We start from the raw sequence: 16,334 nt of genomic DNA, 5'->3' as shown, positions 1-16,334 counted from the left end.
TTACCGAAGGGAAAGAACATGGCGAGTTATTTTATTGGAGTTGACGTAGGAACCGGCAGCGCCCGCGCGGGCGTCTTCGACATGACCGGCCGCATGGTCGGCCAGGCCAGCCGTGAAATCACGTTGTACCGCCCGAAAGCCGATTTCGTCGAACAGTCTTCCGATGAAATCTGGCAGTCCGTTTGCAACGCCGTGAAAGACGCGGTGAATCAGGCAGACATCAACCCGATTCAGGTGAAAGGTATCGGGTTCGACGCCACCTGTTCGCTGGTGGTGCTGGATAAAGAAGGCAAACCGCTGACCGTCAGTCCGTCCGGGCGCAGCGAGCAGAACATTATTGTGTGGATGGATCACCGCGCCATCACTCAGGCCGAGCGTATCAATGCCACCGGTCACCGCGTGCTGGAATTCGTCGGCGGGATTATTTCACCGGAAATGCAGACACCGAAATTGCTGTGGCTGAAACAACACATGCCAACTACCTGGAACAACGTTGGTCACCTGTTTGATCTGCCTGATTTCCTGACCTGGCGCGCCACGCAGGACACCACCCGCTCGCTGTGTTCCACCGTCTGCAAATGGACCTATATCGGCCATGAAGACCGCTGGGATCCAAGCTATTTCCGCCAGATCGGGCTGGAAGATTTGCTGGAAAACAACGCGGCGAAAATTGGCAGTGAAGTGAAAACCATGGGTGAACCGCTCGGACACGGTCTGACCCAGCGCGCCGCCGCCGAAATGGGGCTGATGGCTGGCACGGCAGTCAGCGTTTCGATTATTGATGCCCACGCCGGCAGCCTCGGTATTCTCGGTGCCAGCGGCGCCTCCGGTGAATCAGCGGATTTCGACAACCGCATCGCGCTGATTGGCGGCACGTCTACGGCGCATATGGCGATGTCGCGCAGCGCACGTTATATCGGCGGCATCTGGGGGCCTTATTACTCAGCCATTCTGCCGGACTACTGGCTGAATGAAGGCGGGCAATCTACCACAGGCGCGCTGATAGACCACGTGATCCAGTCGCATCCCTGTTATCAGGATTTGCTGAAACAGGGCAAAGACAGCGGCAAAACCATTTACGAAGTGCTCAACGGCATTCTGCGAAAAATGGCCGGTGAACCGGAGAATATCGCCTTCCTGACCAAAGACATTCATATGCTGCCGTATTTCCACGGCAACCGCTCGCCGCGTGCCAATCCTACGCTGACCGGTACGCTGACCGGCCTGAAACTGTCGCGCACACCGGAAGACATGGCCCTGCATTATCTGGCGACCATTCAGGCACTGGCGCTCGGCACCCGTCACATTATCGAGACCATGAACCAGAGCGGTTACCGCATTGATACCATGATGGCCAGCGGCGGCGGCACCAAAAACCCGGTATTTGTGCAGGAACATTCCAACGCCACCGGCTGCGCGATGTTATTGCCGGAAGAAAGCGAAGCGATGTTGCTTGGCAGCGCCATGATGGGCACCGTCGCGGCAGGCGCATACGATTCTTTGCCGGAAGCGATGGCCGCCATGAGCCGTATCGGCAAAACCGTTACGCCGCAAACCAATAAAATCAAAGAGTATTACGACCGTAAATATCGCGTATTCCATGAGATGTACCACGACAGCATGAAATACCGCCGCCTGATGCAGGGGGAAACTGAATGAATGCGCAGGAAGAATTCTTGCTGGCGTGTCAGGGCTGGCAGACCTACAGCCAGGAACTGCTGGCATTGCAGCACAATCTCGATGCGGATGTCTGGCAGCAGTTGCTGACGCTGGTGACCGGCTGTAAGGGCAAGATTGCCGTCACCGGCGTGGGCACATCGGGCATTGCAGCGCGGAAAATCGCGCATATGCTGGCGTGCGTCGAACAGCCTGCGGTGTATTTAAGTGCCACCGATGCGGCTCACGGCGACTTAGGTTTTATGCGCAGCAATGACCTGATGATTTTGATTTCCCGCGGCGGCAACTCTGAAGAGCTGACGCGCCTGCTGCCGACACTGAAAGCTAAAGGCGTGGCAATCATCAGCGTGACAGAGAATCTGGATTCGGCGATTGCCCGCGCCGCCACGCTCGTGGTGAAAACGCACATTCAGCGCGAAATCGACCCCCTCAATATGCTGGCCACGACGTCTATCGTGCTGGTGCTGGCAGTGTTCGATGCGTTATGCGGCAACATTATGCTGCGCAACGGTTTCGACCAGCAGCGTTTGCTGAAAGTCCATCCGGGCGGAAATGTCGGCAAGACGTTGCGGGAGAAGGATGTTTGAAATCGTGATAATAGGGATTCCGCTAATGAATATTTATCCATAATAACTTTCTGAAAATCTCGTTAAATAACCATCGATAATTGTTTATTATAGTTCAAAGGCATAACGTAACTCCTCATTCATAAAGGGAGTTTTTTACGATGGATACGGTTGAAGAACTAAATGGAACTTATTTCTACGATGGAACCTCCAATCTTACTGCCTGCGAACTATTTTTCTGGATTATGGTTGATGAAACACTTGATCATTTCGGTGTAAATGATGTAGTGGGTGTTTCACTCCTATATTCAGGAAAAAATAATATCGATGTGCCAGGTAAACCCTCCGATGCCACTCCGGGGACATCAAGGGCTTCGAAAACTATCAGAAAATATCTTCGTGGAAAAATGATGCCCATAAAGTTACCTACGATAATAGGTTACTTCCCACCTAAGATGAAAATTGTGATGGTTAAAAAATTATCAACCTTTGTTGGCCGCACAATTCCAGTGCTGGGGGCAATTCTGATTGCTTACGATGTCTCAAGTATTGCCTGTAAATCTGTTAATAAATACAACATCATTGCCCATCCCCAAGACCGGATATTTTAAGGTGATATTATGAGTATTGAGGAGAGGGTGGTGGCTTTTTTTAAGCGAGAAATACCGGACCAAAAGGTTCTGTTCAGTTCTAGAAGAATTCCTATCGAGATCGACTCAGCACTACAGGATTTCGAAGATGAACCTTACTATCTGGCTGAAATAATTGAGAGATTTGGCGATGAATTCAGTATTGATATGAGCACTCTTGATTGGAATGCCTATTTTCCCTATTTAGAAATCGGCATTTTGGACTGGATTCTCAGAAAAAAAGATAAATGGATAAAGAAGCCAGATTTAACAGTTCAGATGTTCATTAACTCTGCTGAGGCGGGACGATGGCTTTATGATTAGTGAAAAGAGGGGATAATCCCCTCTCATCTTCAGGCTGTTACACGTTCATTCCATGCATCGGTGAACTGTACGTTTCCGTCACAATATTTCCATGTAATCCTTTCATATCGCAGTTCAATATTTTCCATATGATTGGTTTTCTCACAAGTTTTAACATTATACATCACCGGACTTATAGCGACGACTTTCACGTTCTCCAGCAACATATTGAAATATTCCACTTCTTGTCCAGCATCGTTTATCCGATACCACTTATATTCTGCCGATTTTAAAGTCTGGCCTTGAGCTACAGCTTTATAAAAGTATGGGGACGAACTATCGAACTCTTTTTCAAATGTCAGCGGTGCATGGATCCTCGTGCCGGTTATTTTTCCGGTATTGTTATCTGTCGGAATATGAAGCCCGTGATTAAATGAAACGACTTCAATACTTCCTTCGCGATCACGTACATCCTCAGAACCTTTAATGTCTGCACCTCCGTCATCCTTGAGCCATAAGTAAACGGGTATTGCCATGGTTATAAACCCCTTATTAGAGTGAGGGGTTACAATATTCCTTTACCTGGCATCAGACAATTAGCGAACCCGCTACTCCCCGGAAGGTTAACTCCCCTTTTCGATTTCTTCCGCCACCAGCGCCGCCAGAATTGAGATAGCGCGGGCGGTGTGCGGCCCCCATTCGAATGAGGTGTTCAGACGCAAACAGTGGCGGAATCGTTCATCGGCCGAGAACATGGTGCCGGGCGCGACGCTGACGCCTTTTGCCAGCGCGCGCTGATAGACGCGTGCCGCATCCACGTTATCGCCCAAATCCAGCCACAGGAAATAGCCTCCCGCAGGTTGCGAGACTGAAACCTGCGGCGGGAATTCCCGAATAATGGCGTGGCGCATCGCCATTTGCCGTTGTTCGAGCTGGCGCCGTAAACGTCGTAAATGCGTGTCGTAGCCGCCCTGCTGCGCGCCCTGCAAATAATCCGCTAACGCCAGCTGAACCGGCACGCTGGCCGATAATGTGCTCATCAGTTGCAGACGCTGGATACGTTCGGCATAAGCCCCCGCTGCCACCCAGCCGACACGAAATCCCGGCGCCAGACATTTTGAAAAAGACGAACAGTGCAGAATTTCACTGCGGTAATCTGACGCTTTAAGCGGCACCGTCCGTTCGCTGCCGAAATAGAGTTCGCTGTATACGTCATCCTCAATCAGCGCCACCTTATGCGCCTGCAGAATTCCCACCAGCCGTGCCTTATTTTCTGGTGGCAGACTGCATCCGAGCGGGTTCTGAAAACTCGACATCAGCCAGCAGGCTTTTACCGGGTAGATCTCCAGCGCCTTCTCCAGTGCATCGGGATCCATGCCGTAACGCACATCCGTCGGAATAGCGACGGCTTTTAATTTGCGGCGCTCAATGGCCTGCAATACGCCGTAAAAAGCGGGCGATTCGATGGCGACCCAGTCACCCGGTTCTGTCACCACCTGCAAACTTAATCCGAGCGATTCCATCGCCCCCGACGTAATCACAATTTCATCAGGAGCCACTTCAATCCCGTTTTGTGCGTAACGCTGCGCAATACTGCGGCGCAGCTCTTCATTACCTGGCGGCAGATTAGCAATCGCGCTGTGTGGCGACATCCGGCGGACGGCGCTGGCCAGCGAACGCGCCAGCCGTGGCTGGGGAAAAAGCGTCGGATCAGGAAACGCGGAACCCAGCGGCACCACGGCGGGATCTTGCCCGGCTTTGAGAATATCGAAAATAGCGTCGTTGACGTCCACCTGCTCGGCGGCGTGCAGGCGTTCATCAGGCGAATGACGCACCGGGCGCTGTGTGCCTGCCGCCACGTAATAACCGGATTGCGGGCGGGAAACAATTACACCCTGACTTTCCAGCAGCTGATAAGCCTGCAATACCGTCATCAGGCTCAGGCCCGACTGTTTACAGGTATCGCGCAACGAAGGCAGACGGTCGCCGGGCAGCCAGACCTGCGTATCTATTTGTCGGCGTAAGGTACGCGCCAGCGTTTCATAACGGGATTCGGCCATAATTCATCTGCACTGTTATAGGAAGTGTTAATCAAATGATAACTATTATGCCTGTTTTTAGCTTTTATCTGTGAAGTAAACTGCTCATCAACCGTCATCAATGTTTACCAGTGAGGTCTGGCGGCGAAACATTCACCATGTTAATGTGTGAATACACCGCATTACTCAGATTTATCTGACCTCCCGTTCATGCCTGTTCGCGCAACCTTACGCTTTCTAAACATTTTCTCCACGATTGCCGGATAAATGACATTTTGGCTTTCACTCTTTTACATCTTCCTCGCATTACTATTCATTGGAATGAGTAGACTTGTTTACGTCGAAACAAAACGGGCGACGTGCCTGAATATTCAATGAGGAATTTAATTATGCGTAAACTTACCGCAATGATTGTGGCTTCAACTCTGGCTCTGAGCTCTGCTTCTTTCGCGTTTGCTGCTGAAACGACCGCTGCTCCTGCAACTGATGCAACCACCGCGCCACACGGTAAAATGATGCACCATAAAGGCCCGCATCATATGAACCCGTTTGCCGGTCTGAACCTGACTGAGCAGCAGAAAACTCAGATGAAAGAGATCATGAAAGACAGCGGCCCGCGTCCTGACCGCGCAGCAATGAAAGCGCAGATGGATCAGATGCACAGCCTGGTGGCGTCCGACAGCTTCGATGAATCAAAAGTGAAATCGCAGATTGATACCATCACCAAAGCACAGTCCGACCGTATGCTGGAACGCGCACGTGCTGAGAACAAAATGTATAACCTGCTGACGCCAGAGCAGAAAAAACAGTTCAACGAGAACTACCAGAAACGCGCTGCCAAAATGGAGCAGATGCGTGACCACAAACCAGGTGAAGCAAAACCCGCTGCCGCTGAATAATAGCGTCTGATAGCCTGCATAACCGGCCCCTCACGGGCCGGTTTTTTTTTGCATTCTTTCTTCTGCGCCACAACTTTGATGTCATCCGACCAGCCTTCTCTGCCTAAAGCGTCAACCCCATCACAATTTCATCTTTAACTTCAAACTTTTCCGTTTAAAAACACTATTTTTAAACGTAATTTTCACAATATTGCAACCTGATGCGCCTCTGCGCATCGTACCTCTACATCACACTCTCTGAATAAAAATAGTGGCCTGCCTGAGCAGGACCATTCATAAGGAGTTGTACATCATGAAAAGCGTCAAGTCCGGGATTACCTGGCTGGTGGTGGCGTTAATCGGGGCTTTTGCCTTTGGAATGCTGGCCCTGAGCCGCGGCGAACACGTTAACGCCCTGTGGCTGGTGGTCGCCGCTATTGCCTGTTACAGCATTGCCTACCGATTTTACAGCTTGTTTATCGCTGAAAAAGTCTTTGAACTGGACGACAAACGCATGACTCCGGCTGAGCGTCACAATGACGGGCTGGATTACGTGCCGACCAACAAATGGGTACTGTTCGGCCACCATTTCGCGGCCATCGCCGGAGCCGGTCCGCTGGTCGGCCCGATCCTTGCCGCACAAATGGGCTTCCTGCCGGGCACTATCTGGATTTTAGTGGGTGTGATGCTGGCGGGCGCAGTGCAGGATTTCCTGATCCTGTTCATCTCCACCCGCCGCGACGGGCGTTCATTAGGTGAAATGGCAAAACAGGAACTGGGCGATTTTGCCGGAGTGATCACTATGCTCGGCGCGCTTGGCGTGATGATCATCATTCTTTCCGCACTGGCGCTGGTGGTGGTCAAAGCACTCGCCGACAGTCCGTGGGGACTGTTCACCATCGCCGCCACCATCCCAATCGCCCTGTTTATGGGCATCTACATGCGTTTTCTGCGTCCGGGAAAAATTGCTGAAGTGTCGGTGATTGGTTTCGTGCTGATGATGCTGGCGATTGTGTACGGCGGCAACGTAGCGGCAGATCCCTACTGGGGCCCGTTCTTTACGCTGCACGGCACCACGCTAACCTGGGTGCTGGTGATTTACGGTTTTATTGCCTCGGTATTGCCGGTCTGGCTGCTGCTGGCGCCGCGCGATTATCTCTCGACGTTTTTGAAAATCGGCGTGATTGCCGGTCTGGCGGTGGGTATCGTCTTCGCCATGCCGGAAATGAAAATGCCTGCCGTCTCACGCTTTATTGACGGCAGCGGTCCGGTATTCTCCGGCAGCCTGTTCCCGTTCCTGTTTATCACCATTGCCTGCGGGTCGATTTCCGGTTTCCATGCGCTGGTTTCCAGCGGCACGACGCCGAAACTGATTGAGCGCGAAAGCCATATCCGTTTTATCGGTTACGGCGCAATGCTGATGGAGTCGTTCGTGGCGATCATGGCGCTGATATGTGCGTCTGTTATCGATCCGGGCGTGTATTTTGCGATGAACTCACCGGCGGCGCTGATTGGCACCACGGTGGAAAGCGCTTCACAGGTGATTAACGGCTGGGGCTTTATCATCACGCCGGACGTTCTGACGCAAATCGCCAAAGACGTCGGCGAGCAGTCGATTCTTTCCCGTGCCGGTGGCGCACCGACCTTTGCGGTCGGCATGGCGCACATCATCACCGAGGTGTTCAACAGCCGGGCGATGATGGCTTTCTGGTATCACTTCGCCATTCTGTTTGAAGCCTTATTTATCCTGACCGCCGTAGATGCCGGTACCCGCGCCTGCCGTTTTATGGTGCAGGATCTGGTGGGCGTCGCCGTTCCGTCGCTGGCGAATAACCGTTCCTGGATCGGCACATTTGCCGGTACCACCGTCGCGGTCGCGGGCTGGGGTTTCTTCGTGTATCAGGGCGTGGTGGATCCGCTTGGCGGCATCAATACGCTGTGGCCGCTGTTTGGTATCGGTAACCAGATGCTGGCCTCAATGGCGCTGATCCTGGGTACGGTGGTGCTGTTCAAAATGAAGAAACAGCGTTACGCGTGGGTGACGATTTTGCCGACTATCTGGCTGTTCATTACCTCGATGACCGCAGGCTGGCAGAAGATTTTCCATGAAAAACCGTCGATTGGTTTTCTGGCGCAGGCGAAGAAATTTAACGCGGGCATCGACAGTGGTGAAATCATCAAACCGGCGAAAACGCTGGCAGATATGCACACTATCGTGCTGAACAATCAGATTAACGCCATCCTGTGTGGTTTCTTCATGCTGGTGGCGGTGACCATGCTGATTTCCGCCTTCTTTGTTATCCGCCGCGCGCTGAAATCCGCTACGCCAACCGTGCATGAAACTGCCGTTGTTAACCGTCGCGAGGCCCGCCATGTCTGAATCACGCGCATTATTTAAGACGCCACGGTTAGGCGCATTTAAGGTGACGCGCTGCCAGCCGTTATTTGTGCCACAACCGAAACCACACGACGTCGCCGGGTGGCTGAAACTGGCCATAAAGCGTACCGCCCAGAGTTTCCGGCTAATGGTCGGCGTGCAGGATTATCAGAATTATGTCCGGCATATGCAGGTAAGGCATCCGGGCAGCACGCCGATGACGGAGCGGGAATTCCACCGCCGTTGTCTGGAGGCGAGATTCCCGAGCGAGGGCGGGAAAATGGGCAAATGCCCTTGCTGACCCCCCGGTTTATCCTCCCCGGTTAACTGACGGTTTTAGTGTTTTGCTCCTTCCTCTCGCCTGAGGAAGGAGTTGCTTATGCGTTCTTGCCTTGCAGTCAGTATGGCCTGAGGCATGTCAGGCCCAGAGCAGTCGCTTACAATGACTTAAAATATAACGTCTTTTAATTTTTTTATGTCCCTGTGATGACAGCCTGACACCTCACAGTGAAATGTGTTGCCTTGTGATTTTCGCTCCACAGCCTCTGGTGATAATTTGACCGCATCAGTTTTATATCGGTTTAATTTTAACTTATGAGGACAACTTCATGATTGGTGCAGCACAAGCCAGAGATATCGTGCTAATGGAGCACGGTATCATACTTGCAATTGTAGGGATGTCGGCGTGGGGCGGGCTTGTCCGCTATATCATGCTGAGAAAAAGTAAGCCGTTCATAGAAGAGCTGAAAGCCTGTTTTCTGCAGATTGTCGTTTCTTGTTTCACCGGGATGTTGGTGAGTATTTTCGTTCTTTCGCGGGATGCAAGCGATGACCGGTTAATGATCGTCGCCGGTTTGGGCGGGGTATTTGCCGGCCCCCTCCTCACCTTAGTGGGCAGGAAAATCGCTGGCTTTATTGATAACTACACCCCGACGTCCAAATAAGCACATTCATCTCTTCCCCGGCGAACTCTATACGCCGGGGATTTTTTTTGCCAGGGTCAACGGAAAGCTAACGCCCCGTCTGACTCACCCTGACTTCAACGCCGTAGTCTGGAGGCGGGATTCCCGCAGCCAGTGTCCCTCTTCCAGCGGCGGAACAGCCACAGAAACAGTAAAAGCTTCCATCAGTAACGCCTTGTTTATGGCGGGATCTCAGGGACATCAGCTCAGCAATTTCGTACTGATTATTTTGAATTTACGTGGCGCTATTGAAACAGGCAAGATTTCCTATTAAAGCTATTCATATCAATTATGAACGAGCAGGAATTGCCAAAGGAAGCATCAACATGATTTTTCACCGCTATCACGGGCTGGGTAATGATTATCTGGTCTGTCATCAGAGCGTAGCCTCCCTGCTCAGTAATGAGCAAATTCAGCGACTCTGCGACCGCCATTATGGCATCGGGTCCGACGGTTTGCTGATTGACCATGACGACGCCGACATTCCTTCCCTGCGCATTATCAATCCCGACGGTTCAGAGGCCGAAAAAAGCGGCAACGGCCTGCGGATTTACGCCCGCTATCTGTTTGATATTGGCCGCGTAGCGCACGAACCGTTTCAGGTGAAGACCCCCGGCGGGCAGGTGCGTTGCGAAGTGACCGAAGGTGCGCATCAGGTGATTGTCGATATGGGTCAGGCAAAGTTTTCTCCGGCGGCGTTACCTGCCAGCGTTGAAGGTGACGAAGCCCTTGCATTGCCACTGGTCGCGGGCGGACACAGCCTCAGTGCGACGCTGGTGTCGATGGGCAATCCGCACTGCGTGATCCGAGTGGATGAACTGGATTTAGGGCTGGTGAAACAACTGGGTTCTGAAATCGAAACACTGGCGATTTTCCCGAAGCGTACCAACGTGCAGTTCGCGCAGGTGCTGGACAGAAACAACATCACGATCGGCATCTGGGAACGTGGCGCAGGCTATACGCTGGCCTCCGGCAGCAGCAGTTGTGCGGCCGCCAGCGCGATGCGCAAACTGGGACTGGTGGATGAAAATGTCACGGTGCATATGCCGGGTGGAAAACTTGCCATCAGTTTCAGCGGTGATTTTCAGGTCAACATGCGCGGCCCGGTGCAGAAAATCGCCACCATCACCCTCGATAATGACTGTTTCTGGGATATGACGGCGTAACTCCCTTCGCCTTTTGAATGCTTTATTCCCTTCTCTTCCAGCGTCCTCTTTTGATTACGGCAGCCCGACTGCCGTAATTTTAAACACCTCATCATAAATAAAACTCATACCTGCATAATGATTTTATGGCAGACAGCGCGCTTTACAGCCCCTAAGTTGGTTATCAGGAAGCACAACAATGAATGAACAACTCATTGTTTAATAAATAAAATAATCTTAATAAAAACCCTTCACGACCGTTCTTCGTGCTAAGCCGGTCAGTGAAATTTTGTTCAAAGTTTTAATCCGATCACATATTAATAAAAAAAACAGAGAGCGTACCCTATGAGCAACAACACCATCGTGGACGTGAAAGCGTGGATAGACGAACGCCCGATATCGAAATATCAATGGGTGGTTTTATCCCTGTGTTTCATCATCATCATGTTCGACGGTTATGACGCCGCAGTGATGGGCTTCATCGCCCCGGCGCTGATCGAAGACTGGGGTATCAGCCGTGCAGAAATGGGCCCGATCCTGGGTGCTGCGATGTTTGGCGTGGCTATTGGCGCGCTGATTGCCGGACCGAACGCGGATCGCTTTGGTCGCAAACGGGTGCTGATGTGGTCGATTCTGTGCTTCGCACTGTTCAGCCTGCTGAGCACCTTTGCCCGCACGCCGATGGAAATGGCGATCCTGCGTTTTCTCACCGGCCTCGGTTTAGGCGCGGTGATGCCCAATACCGTGACGCTGGTGTCGGAATACATGCCCGAACGCCGCCGCAGCCTGATGATCACCGTGATGTACAGCGGCTTTAACGTCGGTTCCGGCGCAGGAGGTTTTGTCGCCGCGGGTTTACTGCCGCACTACGGCTGGAAATCGGTCATTTTCGCGGGCGGGATTGTGCCCCTGCTGATGCTGCCCTTGCTGCTGTGGATCCTGCCGGAATCCGCCATGTATATGGTGGTGCGCGAAGTGGCGAAAGAGAAAATCGCCAAAGTGCTCACCCGCGCCGGTGGCGTATTCAGCGAAGGTACCAAGTTTGTGCTGAAAGCGCCGGTGATTCAGAAAAAAGCCAAGGTCTTCCAGCTTTTCACCAACGGTTACGCCAAAGGCACGATTGTGCTGTGGGTCACTTATTTCATGGGACTGTTCGTGATCTATCTGCTCAACGGCTGGCTGCCAACCATTATGCGTAACGGCGGTTTCTCACTGGAACGTGCGGCCATCGTCGCCGGTTTGTTCCAGTTAGGCGGCACTTTCGGCGGGCTGATGGTCGGCGGCCTGATGGACAGATTCATCGCCAAACGGGTGATTGCCGGTTTCTACATGATGGGCGTGGTCAGCCTGTTATCACAGGGTATCGGTAACTTCGGCCCAGATATTCTTGCCCTGCTGGTGTTCATCAGCGGCGTGTGTATTAACGGCGCACAAACTGGTTTGCAGGCGTTTTCTCCGGCCTTCTATCCGACAGAAATGCGTGCCACCGGCGTCTGCTGGATGCACGGAATCGGCCGCAGCGGCGCGATTATCAGCTCTTCAATGGGCGGCGTCCTGCTGGGCGTTTTCTCCGGCCAAAACATGATCTTTATTATTCTGGCGTTGCCTGCATTGCTGGCGGGGCTGAGCATTCTTTTACACCGTGCGGCGCACCCGGCCGAGATGATCAAAGGCGTTGATATTACTGACATCCCGGAGTTGTCGCGCACCATGAATATCCGCTAGTCTCTGGATTAGCCACCTTATAATTAGAAACCTATTGAGCAATATATTCATCAACCTATTCATCTACCTGTTCATCTACCTGTTCATATATAGAAATAGAACGCGGCACGACCTTCGCGCCGCGATTACCCTACAAAAGCACTGAGGATTTAAGATGGCGAAAATCATAGGCGGTTTAGCAGTTTCACATACCCCTACCATCGGTTTTGCGGTTGACCATAACAAGCAGGAAGAAAGCGCCTGGGCGCCGATTTTCGAAAGCTTTGCACCGATGCAAAAATGGCTGGATGAGAAAAAACCGGACGTGCTGGTTTACATTTTCAACGACCATGTGACCTCATTTTTCTTCGATCATTATTCCGCCTTTACGCTGGGTATCGACGAGCAGTATGAAGTAGCCGATGAAGGCGGCGGCCCGCGTGACCTGCCTGCGGTCAAAGGCCATGCGGCACTGTCGCAGCATATCGGTGCCAGCCTGATGGCGGATGAATTCGATATGTCTTTCTTCCAGGATAAGCCTTTGGATCACGGTTTGTTCTCGCCGCTTTCCGCCCTGCTCCCGCATGAAGGCGGCTGGCCGACACAAATCGTTCCGCTGCAAATCGGCGTTTTACAGTTCCCTATTCCGACTGCCCGCCGCTGCTACAAACTCGGTCAGGCACTGCGCCGTGCGATTGAAAGTTTCCCGGAAGATCTGAACGTAGCGATTGTCGCCACCGGCGGCGTGTCGCATCAGGTTCACGGCGAACGTTGCGGGTTTAACAATCCGGACTGGGATGAGCAGTTTGTCGATATGATCGTCAACGACCCGGAACGTCTGACCGAAATGACGCTGGCTGAATTTGCCACGCAGGGCGGCATGGAAGGTGCGGAAGTCATTATGTGGCTGGTGATGCGCGGCGCGCTGTCGGCCAATGTGAAGAAACTGCATCAGGCCTATTACCTGCCGTCGATGACCGGCATCGCCACGCTGATCCTCGAAAATCAGTCACGTGAAGCGCCGTACGACGTGCAGCAGCGCCAGCGTGACAAAATCGCGCAGCAAATGGCGGGCGTCGAAAAACTGCCGGGCACCTACCCGTTCACTCAGGCGCGCAGCCTGAAAGCGCTGCGTATTAACCGGTTCCTGCACCGTCTGATCCAACCTGCATGGCGCGAGCGTTTCCTTACCGATCAGAAGGCTATGTTTGCTGAAAACAAACTGACGGACGAGGAACAAAAGCTGCTGCGTGAACTCGACTGGCGCGGCATGATCCATTACGGCGTCAGCTTCTTCCTGCTGGAAAAACTCGGCGCAGTAGTCGGTGTCTCCAATTTACATATTTATTCCGCGATGCGTGGCGAAACGCTGGAAGAATTCCAAAAAACCCGCAATCAACAAGTTCTCTATTCAGTAGCAGGTAAAGCGAAAGCATGACGATTTTTGAGCAACCCAAGATCGACACACATCACCACGTGTTTGATCCGGCGCGCTTCCCGTACCTTCCGGACACGCCTTATCGTCCGGAAGGACACGAGATTGGCACCACCGATTATTACCGCGCCGTGATGCAGGCGTATAACATCCGCCACTCGCTGATTGTCGGCCCGACGTCGGGTTACAACACTGACAGTACATGTTTGCTGGATGCGCTGGAAAAGGGCAACGGCCGCTTCAAAGGTATCGCTGTCGTCCCGTTTGATATCAGCACTGAGCGGCTTGCCAGCCTGAAACAGGCCGGTGTGGTCGGCATTGCGATGAATGTTGCGATGCTCGGCACGGAACCTTTTATGCATCTCGGCAGCCTGATGGGGCGTCTTGCCGAACTGGATATGTTCGCTGCCATTCAGGTGCAGAACGATCAGCTTCTGGCATTGTTGCCACTGATCAGCCGCAGCAAAACGCGGCTGCTGATTGATCACTCCGGACGCCCTGACGTCACGAAGGGCCTGCAACAACCGGCGTTTCAGGCTCTGCTCAGTCTCGCTGACCAGCAAAGAACTTGGGTAAAACTGTCGGGTCTGGCGAAATTCAGCCACCAGCCCTTCCCTTATCAGGACGGGCACGCTTATCAGCATGCGCTGCTCAATGCGTTCGGCGCAGAGCATTGCATGTGGGGTTCCGACTGGCCGTTCCTGCGGGCGGAGCACCGGATGGATCTCGGCACGTTGCTGATGCTGGTCGAACAATTATTCCCTGACGAAAAAATCCGTCAGCAGATTTTATGGCAGACGCCGAAAGATTTGTTTGGATTTACGGATTACTAAAGAAAGGAAAGACCATGAATTACAAAATTGCCGTCTTTAACGGCCCGAATCTCAATCTGCTGGGCACCCGTGAACCGGAAACCTACGGCCACGACACGCTGGCGACCATCGAAAAGTTATGTCATCAGACCGGCGAAAGCTGCGGCGCAACCATCGAATTCTTCCAGACCAATCACGAAGGCGATCTGATTGACCGTATTCAGGCCTGCCGTGGAACGGTGGACGCGATCGTGCTGAACGCCGCCGCGTGGACGCACACCTCCGTCGCCATCCGTGACGCCGTGACCGCCGTCAGCCTGCCGCTGTACGAAGTCCACATCACCAACGTGCATAAACGCGACGCCTTTCGCCATCACTCCTTTCTTTCCGACGTTTCCGTCGGTGTGATCTGCGGGTTCGGTATTCAGGGCTACGAGTACGCGATCAGACAGGCGGTGGTGAATTTGAATAAGTGATTTAGCTGCAAACCTTCCGGATCTCTGCCACCAGTGCTTGTGCCGCCGGTGACAGCAAACTCCCGGCGCGGAATGTCAGGCCGATAGCGCGGTGCGTATCGGCCAGATCCAGCGGCAGTTTGACCAGTTCACCGGACTCAAGCTCGTGCTCCAGCTGGCGGGCTGATACCGCTGCCAGCATGTCAGAACCCAGCAACAGCCCGCGTACAATTCCCAGATCACCGCTTTCAACCACCGGATCGGGTGGCGGCATGTTCATTGCGGCAAAACTGTTGTCCAGCAACCGTCGGGCGGGCGTTTCGGCGCGGGGCAATACCCAGCGGGCCTCGCGCAACTGCGCCTTCGTCACTGCGCCGCTCAGCAACGGATGCCCTTTTCTCGCCAGTATTACCATGCTTTCGGTAAACAGCGTTTCAGTTGTCATATCCGCCGCGTAATCACTGGAACGCAGCGCGCCAAAAATAAAATCCACTTCGCCGGAACGCAGTTCCGATGCCAGTGCGCTGAACGCACTTTCGTTGGTCACCACTTTTACGCCACTGTAGCGCTGCGTCAGACCGATAATCGCCTGTGGCAGTAACCGCGTGCGCCCGAGTGGCAACGCGCCGACCTGCACTGTGCCTTCCAGCACGCCACGGCGGGCGGCAATATCAGCGGGAATGTGCCGCAGTTCGTTGAGCGCGCGGCGCAGGTTCGGCACGATCTCCTGCCCGGCCAGCGACGGCATCATGCCGTGAGGCGTGCGTTCGAGCAGCGCCAGACCGGCGCCGTTTTCCAGCACTTTCAGGGCGGCACTGACCGCGGGCTGGCTGAGGCCGAGCAACGTCGCGACCGTCTGCATATGCCGCGTCTTGCACAGCGAGATAAAAATTTGTAAACGCCGGACGTTGAACAGATACAGCGGTTCGGTATCACCGCGCCTTTGCCCGCTTTTGCCCTGTAATTTCGCCAGCTGCGAGGGGATCTGATGCAGCTCGCCAATCGCCCTCCGCGCACGTGGCAGCACGCATTTACCGAAATCGGTCAGCAACATGCCGTTGGCGTGACGTTCAAACAGCGGGACATCGAGCGCCTGTTCCAGATCGCGGATCGCCCGCGTGACCGCCGACTGCGTGCGGTAAAGCTCATCGGCCGCACGGGATACGCTTCCCTGATCGACAACCTGACAAAATGCCCGTATTTGCATCAGGTTACTCAGCATCTCAGACTCTGCCATCCCCTTCTCCTGTCAGTTTCTTTCAGTGACATCCCTCAGCACTATAACCTAAATAATTCACGTTACGGGAAGGCGGCAAGCGAGAGCACCCGATGAGCTTACATAAGTAAGTGAT

The 16,334-nt window shown here is 53.3% G+C and carries 16 protein-coding genes; 13 read left to right on the top strand and 3 right to left on the bottom strand.

What is annotated here, in order from left to right:
- Window positions 1-18 precede the first annotated feature (18 nt).
- The 4 genes from EC840_RS02045 to EC840_RS02030 all read left to right on the top strand — a co-directional run bounded on the left by EC840_RS02045 (window position 19) and on the right by EC840_RS02030 (window position 3,196).
- Complete coding sequence (locus EC840_RS02045) at window positions 19-1,659, top strand: FGGY-family carbohydrate kinase (RefSeq protein WP_120133457.1); 1,641 nt, start codon at window positions 19-21, stop codon at window positions 1,657-1,659.
- Window positions 1,656-2,264: an SIS domain-containing protein gene (locus EC840_RS02040; RefSeq protein ID WP_132963863.1), complete on the top strand. Its 609-nt coding sequence runs from the start codon at window positions 1,656-1,658 to the stop codon at window positions 2,262-2,264. Before EC840_RS02045 ends, EC840_RS02040 begins: the two co-directional genes overlap by 4 nt.
- A gap of 140 nt (window positions 2,265-2,404) precedes the next feature.
- Window positions 2,405-2,854, top strand: coding sequence for an STM2901 family protein (locus EC840_RS02035; protein WP_112288268.1), 450 nt, complete (start codon window positions 2,405-2,407; stop codon window positions 2,852-2,854).
- Window positions 2,855-2,863: 9 nt separating this feature from the next.
- Entirely contained in the window at window positions 2,864-3,196 is a 333-nt protein-coding gene (locus EC840_RS02030) for a DUF1493 family protein (RefSeq protein WP_132963862.1), read from the top strand.
- A gap of 29 nt (window positions 3,197-3,225) precedes the next feature.
- On the opposite strand, the gene EC840_RS02025 is transcribed toward EC840_RS02030, so the two are convergent.
- Together EC840_RS02025 and EC840_RS02020 are read right to left on the bottom strand one after the other, a co-directional pair.
- Window positions 3,226-3,711: an Hcp family type VI secretion system effector gene (locus tag EC840_RS02025; protein ID WP_132963861.1), complete on the bottom strand. Its 486-nt coding sequence runs from the start codon at window positions 3,709-3,711 to the stop codon at window positions 3,226-3,228.
- An 87-nt stretch (window positions 3,712-3,798) separates the two neighbouring features.
- Complete coding sequence (locus EC840_RS02020) at window positions 3,799-5,235, bottom strand: PLP-dependent aminotransferase family protein (RefSeq protein WP_129638614.1); 1,437 nt, start codon at window positions 5,233-5,235, stop codon at window positions 3,799-3,801.
- A 368-nt stretch (window positions 5,236-5,603) separates the two neighbouring features.
- Here EC840_RS02020 and spy point away from each other — a divergent pair, with 368 nt between their 5' ends.
- The 9 genes from spy to aroQ all read left to right on the top strand — a co-directional run bounded on the left by spy (window position 5,604) and on the right by aroQ (window position 15,003).
- Complete coding sequence (spy, locus tag EC840_RS02015; RefSeq protein ID WP_120161856.1) at window positions 5,604-6,113, top strand: ATP-independent periplasmic protein-refolding chaperone Spy; 510 nt, start codon at window positions 5,604-5,606, stop codon at window positions 6,111-6,113.
- A gap of 292 nt (window positions 6,114-6,405) precedes the next feature.
- The gene (locus EC840_RS02010) at window positions 6,406-8,472 is read left to right on the top strand and encodes a carbon starvation CstA family protein (RefSeq protein ID WP_129638613.1); all 2,067 of its coding nucleotides are present in this window, start codon (window positions 6,406-6,408) and stop codon (window positions 8,470-8,472) included.
- Window positions 8,465-8,770, top strand: coding sequence for a CstA-like transporter-associated (seleno)protein (locus EC840_RS02005; protein ID WP_129638612.1), 306 nt, complete (start codon window positions 8,465-8,467; stop codon window positions 8,768-8,770). Before EC840_RS02010 ends, EC840_RS02005 begins: the two co-directional genes overlap by 8 nt.
- A 307-nt stretch (window positions 8,771-9,077) precedes the next feature.
- Entirely contained in the window at window positions 9,078-9,413 is a 336-nt protein-coding gene (locus EC840_RS02000) for a phage holin family protein (RefSeq protein ID WP_240783299.1), read from the top strand.
- A 344-nt stretch (window positions 9,414-9,757) separates the two neighbouring features.
- Window positions 9,758-10,597, top strand: coding sequence for a diaminopimelate epimerase (gene dapF, locus EC840_RS01995; RefSeq protein WP_132963860.1), 840 nt, complete (start codon window positions 9,758-9,760; stop codon window positions 10,595-10,597).
- A gap of 324 nt (window positions 10,598-10,921) precedes the next feature.
- Window positions 10,922-12,301, top strand: a complete 1,380-nt coding sequence (locus tag EC840_RS01990; protein ID WP_129638610.1) for an aromatic acid/H+ symport family MFS transporter — start codon at window positions 10,922-10,924, stop codon at window positions 12,299-12,301.
- 154 nt (window positions 12,302-12,455) lie between these two features.
- A complete protein-coding gene (locus EC840_RS01985) occupies window positions 12,456-13,718 on the top strand; it encodes a gallate dioxygenase (protein ID WP_129638609.1) in 1,263 nt (420 codons plus the stop codon).
- Window positions 13,715-14,548, top strand: a complete 834-nt coding sequence (locus EC840_RS01980; RefSeq protein WP_132963859.1) for an amidohydrolase family protein — start codon at window positions 13,715-13,717, stop codon at window positions 14,546-14,548. The genes EC840_RS01985 and EC840_RS01980 overlap by 4 nt, the downstream gene beginning before the upstream one ends.
- A 14-nt stretch (window positions 14,549-14,562) precedes the next feature.
- Window positions 14,563-15,003 carry a type II 3-dehydroquinate dehydratase gene (aroQ, locus tag EC840_RS01975; RefSeq protein ID WP_132963858.1) on the top strand — a complete coding sequence of 147 codons (441 nt, stop codon included), beginning with the start codon at window positions 14,563-14,565 and terminating at the stop codon, window positions 15,001-15,003.
- A 1-nt stretch (window position 15,004) separates the two neighbouring features.
- On the opposite strand, the gene EC840_RS01970 is transcribed toward aroQ, so the two are convergent.
- Window positions 15,005-16,219: a LysR family transcriptional regulator gene (locus EC840_RS01970; protein WP_129638606.1), complete on the bottom strand. Its 1,215-nt coding sequence runs from the start codon at window positions 16,217-16,219 to the stop codon at window positions 15,005-15,007.
- Window positions 16,220-16,334 lie beyond the last annotated feature (115 nt).

Source organism: Rahnella sp. JUb53, assembly GCF_004346065.1.
Lineage (GTDB): Bacteria > Pseudomonadota > Gammaproteobacteria > Enterobacterales > Enterobacteriaceae > Rahnella > Rahnella variigena.
Note: the sequence above shows the minus strand (reverse complement) of the source record. Positions and strands in the feature narration are given on the sequence as shown.